Origin of the sequence: Nocardia sp. 2TAF39 (assembly GCF_052114905.1) — a bacterium.
GTDB lineage: Bacteria > Actinomycetota > Actinomycetes > Mycobacteriales > Mycobacteriaceae > Nocardia.
This window is the reverse complement of record NZ_JBFRFQ010000092.1, coordinates 1-8,618: the sequence shown is the minus strand read 5'-3', so window position 1 is coordinate 8,618 and position 8,618 is coordinate 1. Positions and strand designations below refer to the sequence as shown.

General features: G+C 68.3%; 1 protein-coding gene. It reads left to right on the top strand.

From position 1 onward, the window contains the following. The coding region (locus tag AB4Z47_RS30155; RefSeq protein WP_441956026.1) for an SDR family NAD(P)-dependent oxidoreductase at positions 1 to 8,618 on the top strand (8,618 nt) is incomplete at both ends.

Below are 8,618 nucleotides of genomic sequence, written 5' to 3'. Positions count from 1 at the left end.
GATTGGTCGGCGAATTCGGTGCGGTTGCTCACCGAAGCCGAGCCGTGGCCCGCGGGTGAGCGGGTGCGTCGGGCGGGCGTGTCGTCGTTCGGGGTGAGCGGCACCAATGCGCATGTCGTTCTCGAAGAGGCGCCCGCCGACCCGGCCACTACGGAGTCCGAGGGCGAGTCCGAACAGGCGGCGGCTGTGAAACCCATTGCCTCGGATGTCGTTCCCCTGTTGATATCGGCCAAGTCCGAGGCAGCCCTGCGGGCCCAGGCGGATCGACTGCGGCAGCGGTTGATCGGTGATCTCGACGCGGACGTGTGGGATGTCGCGCATTCCGTCGCGACATCGCGGGCCCTGTTGGACTGGCGCGGAGCCGTCGTGGGACGTGATCGTGGCGAGCTGCTGGCTGGCCTGGCCGCGGTGGCGGCGGGTTCGCCCGGCACGATCGAGAGGAACGCAGAATCTGGTAAAACGGCGTTTCTGTTCACCGGTCAGGGTGCGCAGCGGGTGGGGATGGGGGCGCAGCTGTATGCGGCGTTCCCGGTGTTCGCCGCGGCGTTGGACGCGGTGTGTGCGGAGTTCGACCGGCTGCGCGACGGTGCCCACCCGTCGCCCGACCACCACCCCTCGAGGAGCTCCGCGCCGTCGTTGAAGGAGGTGATGTTCACCGATCCGGAAGGGGTGTTGGGTCGGACGGAGTGGACACAGCCGGCGTTGTTCGCGTTCGAGGTGGCGTTGTTCCGGTTGGTGGAGTCGTTCGGTATGGCTCCGGATGTAGTCATCGGGCATTCGATCGGGGAGTTGGCCGCGGCCCATGTCGCGGGGGTGTGGTCGCTGCCGGATGCGTGTGCGTTGGTAGCGGCGCGGGGCCGGTTGATGGGTGCGTTGCCGGAGGGCGGCGCGATGCTTGCCGTGGCGATCGGCGAAAAGCGAGCGGCCGATATCGCCGCCGAATTCGGTGACCGGGTGTCGATCGCGGCGGTGAACGGTCGGTCCTCGACGGTGTTGTCCGGGGATGCCGATGCCATCGATGAGATCGAACGCCGACTATCCGGTGATGGCGTCAAGACGAATCGTCTGCGGGTCAGCCATGCTTTCCATTCCGCGCGGATGGATCCGATGCTGGCCGAATTCCGTTCCGTGGCTGCCGGCATCGTGTACGAGCAGCCGAGGCTGCCGATTGTGTCGAACGTGTCCGGCGAGCCGGCCGGGGACGCAGTGTGCGACCCGGAATATTGGGTGCGGCAGGTGCGCGGCTGTGTCCGGTTCGCGCCCGGAGTGAATGCTCTAGTCGCGGCGGGCGTGCGGCATTTCGTCGAAGTAGGTCCGGATGCGGTGCTCGCGGCGATGACCCGCGGGTGTCTGGCCGAAAACCCCGAGGTCGAATCGGTTTCGTCGGTGACGGCGGTTGCCCGCCGGTCGGTCGACGAGGTAACGCAGTTTGTCACGTCCCTCGCGCAGGCCCATGTCGCAGGCGTGCCAGTGGATTGGCGTCCATTGTTCGCCGGCCGTGATGTGCGCCGGGTTCCGTTGCCGACGTATGCGTTCCAGCGCCGGCGGTTCTGGTTGCCGCCCAGCGGCGGCGAGGCATCGCCCGCCGCGACGGACCACCCGATCCTGACCGGTGTGGTCGGGTTGGCGGGGACCGACGAATGGCTGTTCACCGGCCGGCTCTCGTTGCGCACCCACCCGTGGATCGCCGATCATATGACCTACGGCGTGGTGGTCGTGCCGAGCGCGACACTGATCGAGTTCCTCCTCGTCGCGGGCGGCCGGATCGGCTGCAGTGCGGTGGAAGAGCTCACACTGCAGGCACCGATCCTGCCGACCGACAAGGACGAGGTCGAGCTGCAGGTGTTGGTCCAAGCGGCGGACGAGACCGGGCGACGCCAGTTCGAGTTCTACTTCCGCAAGTCGGCCGAGGACGAATGGACTCACAACGCCACCGGTGCGCTCGCCGCCGAGTGGCAGGGTGACTCGGCGTTGTTGTCGCGGCTACAGGATGAGCCGTGGCCGCCGGCCGATGCCGAAACCATCGACAGCAGTTGGGTTCCGGAGCAGATCGCGCGGGGTTCCGGTCTCGAGTACGGTCCGGCGTTCATCGGTGTGCGTGCCGCGTGGCAGCGCGACGACGCCGTCTTCTCGGAGATCGTGCTGGATACCGACGCGGCGCCGGAGTTTGCACGGCACAATCTGCATCCGGCGCTGCTGGACCTGGTGATGCATACCGTCCTCGCTCGGACGGCGTGGCGCGATATGGACGAGAATCCGGATGCCGGCCGATTGCTGTTCCGGTGGGGCGGTGCGCGATTCCACCAGCCGACACCTGACGAGGTGACCTCGCTTCGGGTCATCGGGATCGCGACCGGAGCCGAGACCGTGTCCGTCGCGACGGTCGATCCGGACGGCAATCCGGTCGTGTCCGTCGACGCGGTCGTGATGCGGCCCTACGACACCAAGGAATTCCGGCGCACCCTGGCCGGTGACGAGGCAGATCTGTACCACGTGCAGTGGGAGCCGGCCGCCGCGGCATCGGCCGGGAAGTCCGCATCGGCCATGGCGGCGCTCGCGGGCACATCCATAACGGGGATCGACACGGGCTATGAGTCTGTGGCCGATGTCGTTGCGGCCGCGCGGGTTCCCGATGTGGTCGTGTGGCGGGCACCTGTGCTCCCCGACGGCGGTAGCGGCAATCCGATAGCGGCTCGCGCGACGGTGCAGGGCACGCTGTCGACGCTGAAATCCTGGCTTGCCGAAGACCGTTTGTCCGACGTACGGCTGGTCGTGGTCACGACGGGTGGCGCTGGGCTGCCCGGCGAAGTTCCCGATGTGGCGGCCGCTGCGGTGTGGGGCCTGGTCCGTAGCGCACAGTCCGAGCATCCGGACCGGTTCGTCCTGGTGGACGAGGATCCGGTCCGGTGGCTGGATGGCGACCGGATCGCGGACGTGCTGCGGTCGGGTGAGCCGCAGGCCGCGGTGCGCGGAACGGAGATTCTGGTTCCTCGTCTGATGCGCGACTCCGCGTCGGACGCCACTGCCACACCGCCCTCGTTCGGGGACGGGACAGTGCTGATCACCGGCGGTACCGGTGGACTCGGTGCGTTGTTCGCCCGTCACCTCGTCGCTGCACACGGCGTGCACAGGTTGGTGCTGGCGTCGCGGCGAGGGCCCGAGGCGCCCGGCGCCGCCGAGTTGGTCGCCGAGCTGGTGCAGGCCGGCGCCGATGCCAAGGCTGTCGCGTGCGATGTCGCCGACCGTGATGCGCTGCGAACTCTGGTGGACGCCATCGATTCCAACGGTGGATTGACCGCAGTCGTGCATACCGCGGGGGTTCTCGCCGACGGCACCGTCGAAGCCGTGACCGACGAACAGGTCGATCGGGTGTGGGCGCCGAAGGTCGACGCGGCGTGGTATCTGGATGAATTGACCCGCGACCGCGAGCTGTCGGCGTTCGTGCTGTTCTCCTCGATCGCGGCGGTGTTCGGAACGTCCGGGCAGGGCAACTATGCTGCGGCCAACAGCTTCCTGGATGCGTTGGCGCAGCGGCGCCGGGCAGCGGGTCTACCTGCGACGTCGCTGGCGTGGGGGCCGTGGAACCAGGGCAGTGGTATGACAACCGGCCTGGGGAGTACCGCGATGGCGCGGTTGGGTCGGCTGGGGCTGGGGCAGCTCGAGAATGCCGAAGGTGTGCGTCTTTTCGACGATGCGGTCGCTCGTGGCGACGCGTGCCTGGCGCCGATCCGGTTCGATGCAAGCGCGCTGCAGCGCGAGTTCGATCCCGCCGTTCCCGCGGTGCTGCGCGGATACGTGCGGCGTCCGGCACGCGCGGCGCAGCCGGCGGCGGAATCCGCGGCCGCGGGGTCGCTGGCCGCCCGGCTGGCGCAGGTGCCGGAGACACGGCGCGCCGAGGTGGTGTTGGACGTGGTGTTGGCGCAGGCGGCGGCGGTGCTGGGCCATGACGCGATCGCCGACATCCGTCCCGATCAGCGTTTCGACGAGATCGGCTTCGATTCGCTCGGTGGTGTGGAATTCCGTAACAGGCTGGCCAAGGCTACGGGTGTGCAGTTGCCGTCGACTCTGGTGTTCGACTATCCGACCGCGGCGGCGGTGGCGAAGCTGGTGCAGTCCAAAGTCGAGCCGCAGACGGTGGGTGAACCTGTCAAGAAGGTGGTGCGCCGGGTTCGGGCGGACGAGCCGATCGCCATCGTGGGGATGAGTTGCCGGTTCCCCGGTGGTGTGGCGTCCCCGGATGAGCTGTGGGATCTGCTTGCCACAGGTGTTGACGCGACTGGCGAGTTCCCGTCGGATCGCGGTTGGGATCTGGAGCGGCTGTTCGACGATAATCCGGACAAGCCCGGCACCGTTTATGCGCGTCGTGCCGGATTCCTCGACGACGCAGGCGATTTCGATGCCGGTTTCTTCGGTATCGGTCCGCGGGAGGCGTCCGCGATGGACCCGCAGCAACGGCTGTTGCTGGAAGCGTCCTGGGAGGCTCTGGAGGATGCCGGGATCGATCCGGTCTCGTTGCGTGGCAGCGACACCGGGGTATACGCCGGAGCGTGCTATTCGGGTTACTTCGATCGGGTGACCGGGGATCTGGAGGGCTACCGGCTCACCGGCACCACGCACGCTGTGATCTCGGGCCGGGTGGCTTATGTCTTCGGCTTGGAAGGGCCTGCCGTCACCACGGATACCGCGTGCTCGTCGTCTCTGGTCGCGCTGCATCAGGCCTGCCAAGCGCTGCGGCAGGGGGAGACCTCGTTGGCGCTGGCGAGTGGAGTGACGGTGGCGGCCAGCCCGTATCTCTCGGTCGATTTCGCGCGGCAGCGCGGTCTCGCACCGGACGGACGCTGCAAATCGTTCTCTGCCGCGGCCGACGGGGTCGCTTTCTCCGAGGGCGTCGGCGTGCTGGTGCTCGAGCGCCTCTCCGACGCCCGGCGCCTGGGACACAACATTCTGGCACTGGTGCGTGGGACGGCGGTGAATCAGGACGGTGCGAGCAATGGGTTGACTGCGCCGAACGGTCCGTCGCAGGAGCGGGTGATCGCGGCGGCGCTGGCCAGTGCCGGACTGGAGCCGTCGGACATCGATGCGGTCGAGGCGCACGGAACCGGGACGACGTTGGGTGACCCGATCGAGGCACAGGCGCTGATCAACGCGTACGGGAGCAACCGTGCCGAACCGCTGCGGGTCGGGTCGATCAAATCCAACATCGGCCACACCGTCGCTGCGGCCGGTGTGGGTGGTGTGATCAAGATGGTTCAGGCGATGCGGCATGAAATTCTGCCGAAGACACTGCATGTGGATGCGCCGAGCCCGCATGTGGACTGGTCGGCGGGCACTGTCGAGCTGTTGACCGAGGCCCGGCCGTGGCCGGCCGGCGCGCGGGTCCGTCGCGCCGGGGTGTCGTCGTTCGCCGTCAGCGGCACCAACGCCCACGCGATCCTGGAGGAAGCACCCGCCCGTCGGGTTCCGACGTCGCCGCCTGTGGACCAGCCGGCCAACCTCGCTGCCGTTCCATGGGTACTGTCGGCAAGCTCCGAGGCGGGTCTGCGGGCACAGGCGGATCGACTGCGGCAGTGGGTGCTTGACGAGCCCGATGCGGACGTGTGGGATATCGCGCATTCCCTGGTGACATCCCGGGCCCAATTGGATTGGCGCGGTACGGTCGTCGGGCGTGACCGCGACGAGCTGCTGGCCCGGCTGGCCGAGCTGGCGGCGGGGTCGCCGGGCACGATCGAGGCGGCCGTGGGTTCGGGCAAGACCGCGTTTCTGTTCACCGGGCAGGGTGCGCAACAGGCGGGGATGGGTGCGGCGTTGTACGCGGCCTTCGACGTGTTCGCGGCGGCGTTCGACGAGGTGTGCGCCCAGGTCGATCCGATGCTCGACTGGTCGCTGAAGGACCTGGTGTTCGATCCGAGTAACGCGGAGCTTGTGAATCTCACGGAATACACGCAGCCCGCGTTGTTCGGGTTCGAGGTGGCGTTGTTCCGGCTGCTGGAGTCGTTCGGCGTGGTACCGGACATGCTGATCGGACATTCGATCGGGGAGCTGGCCGCCGCACACGTGGCAGGTGTGTGGTCGTTGGCGGATGCGTGCGCCCTGGTGGCGGCGCGCGGACGGTTGATGGGCGCGCTCCCTACCGGCGGGGCGATGCTGGCGGTGGGGGTATCCGAGGATCGAGCGGCTACGGTGCTTGCCGAGTTCGAGGGACAGGTGTCGTTGGCGGCGGTGAACGGTCCGTCGTCGGTGGTGTTGTCCGGGGATGTGTTCGCGATCAGCAAGATCGAGGAGAAACTTGCTGTGGAGGGCGTGAAGACCTCCCGGTTGCGGGTCAGTCATGCGTTCCATTCGGTGTTGATGGAGCCGATGCTCGACGAGTTCCGCAGCGTGGCGCACGGACTGACCTATCACCAGCCGACCGTCCCGATCGTGTCGAATGTCTCCGGTCTCGTGGTCGGTGACGAGATGACCGATCCGGAGTACTGGATTGAGCAGGTGCGCGGGTGTGTACGGTTCGCACCGGGGATCAGCACCCTGGTCGCCGCGGGGGTTCGCCGGTTCGTGGAGATCGGACCGGATGCTGTGCTGGCCGCGATGACCCGCCAGTGCCTCGCCGAGAACCCGGATGTCGAGGCCCGCTCGGTGGTGGTCGCGACCGCCCGTCGTGCGACGGACGAGCCGATCCAGTTCGTGTCCGCGCTGGCTCGAGTCCATACGGCGGGAGTGAGCATGGACTGGACGCCGCTGTTCGCGGGTCGTTCCGTGAATCGGGTGTCGCTACCCACGTACGCGTTCCGGCACCAACGGTATTGGTTGCAGCCGGTCGGCGCGCCGGACGTGTGGCAGTCGGGCATGGACGACGCGGAACATCCGCTGCTGGGCGCGATGGTACGACTGCCGGATTCCGGAGATGTGGTGTTCACCGGCAGGTTGTCGCAGTCCGGCCATCCCTGGCTGGCCGACCACACCGTCGCCGGAGTGACCTTGCTGCCCGGCGCCGCCCTCGTGGAACTGGCGCTGCATGTGGGAACGATGGTGAAGTGCCCGCAACTGGCGGAGCTGGTGATCGAGGGGCCCCTGTCGGTGCCGTCCACCGACGCGGTCGAGCTGCGCGTGGTGGCGAGCGCACCGGACGACACCGGCGCCCGGACGGTGTCGATGTACTCGCGTTCACGCGGTGACGATCCCGAACAGTGGGTCCGTCACGCCGTCGCGACGGTCACCGCTCGGTCGGAAGCGTCCTCGGCCGCAGCCGATCTGATGACCTGGCCGCCGGATGATGCCACGCCGACGGCGATCGACGACGCCTACCCGGATCTGGCCGAGCAGAGCTACGACTACGGACCGGCATTCCAGGGACTGACCGCCCTATGGCAGGCCGACGGCGAGGTGTTCGCGGAGGTCGCGCTACCGGAATCCGCCCGATCGGGGGTCACCGAATTCGGTGTGCACCCGGCGTTGTTGGATGCCGCGCTGCACGCGATCCTGCTCGGTGGGCTGCTTCCGGCCACCCCGGCCGGTGCGATAGCCGTCCCGTACTCGTGGGAAAACGTGACACTGTATGCGACAGGGGCGACCGCACTGCGGGTCCGCGCAACGGTGACCGGCTCCGCACCGGGCGGGGAACGGATCGCGGTCACACTCGCCGACACCTCCGGTGTCGCCGTGGCCGAGGTGGGTGCGCTGACGCTGCGGCCTCTGTCGGCCGATGCGCTCGGCTCGGCACAATCCCGGACCGACGACGTCGGCTACGACGTGGGCTGGGTCGCGCTACCCACGCCTGCGAGCGGGCTGGTTGCGGCCGAATCCTGGAGCTCGGCCGAGGACGGGGAAACCGTCACGATCGCCGGCGGGTCCGCGACCGTGTTGCGGCTCGACGCCGTGCCTTTCGGTCGCACCGCCGATGTGGCAGATGATCGCGGTCTTCCCGCGGTGGTGCGGGATTCGTTGACCGCGTTGACGGCGCGTGTGCAGCGGCTGCTGACCGGGGACGGGTTGATCGTCGTGGTGACCCGGCAGGCGGTGGCAGTGCATCCCGGCGAGCCCGTCGACATGCCGGCGGCGGCGGCGTGGGGTCTGCTGCGGACTGCGCAGAGCGAGCATCCGGAGCGGATTCTCCTGGTCGATGTCGACGACTGGGCCGACTACCGCGATGGTGTCGCACGGGCGTCGGTGTTCGAAGGCGAGCCGCAACTGGCTCTGCGGCGTGGCACGGCGCATGCGCCGCGGCTGACCAGCAGTGCTGCGGGCCTGCCCGGGTTCACGGGCTCCAACAGCTCGGCGTGGTCTCTCACTCTGCTCGGCAAGGGCACATTGACCGGAGACAACTTCGGCGTGGGCGACGATCCGAGTGCCGAGGGACCGCTGGTGGCGGGGCAGGTTCGGGTGAGTATGCGGGCGGTCGGTCTGAATTTCCGAGACGTGCTGGTCACGCTCGGCACCTACCCCGACCCGGATGCGCGGATCGGCGGTGAAGGCGCCGGAGTCGTGCTCGAGGTCGCTGCCGATGTGACCGAGTTCGTGGTCGGTGACCGGGTTTTCGGGTTCATGTCGGGTGTTGGTTCGGCTGCGGTGGTCGATCATCGCTTGCTTGCGCCGATTCCGCAGGGGTGGTCGTTCGCTCAGGC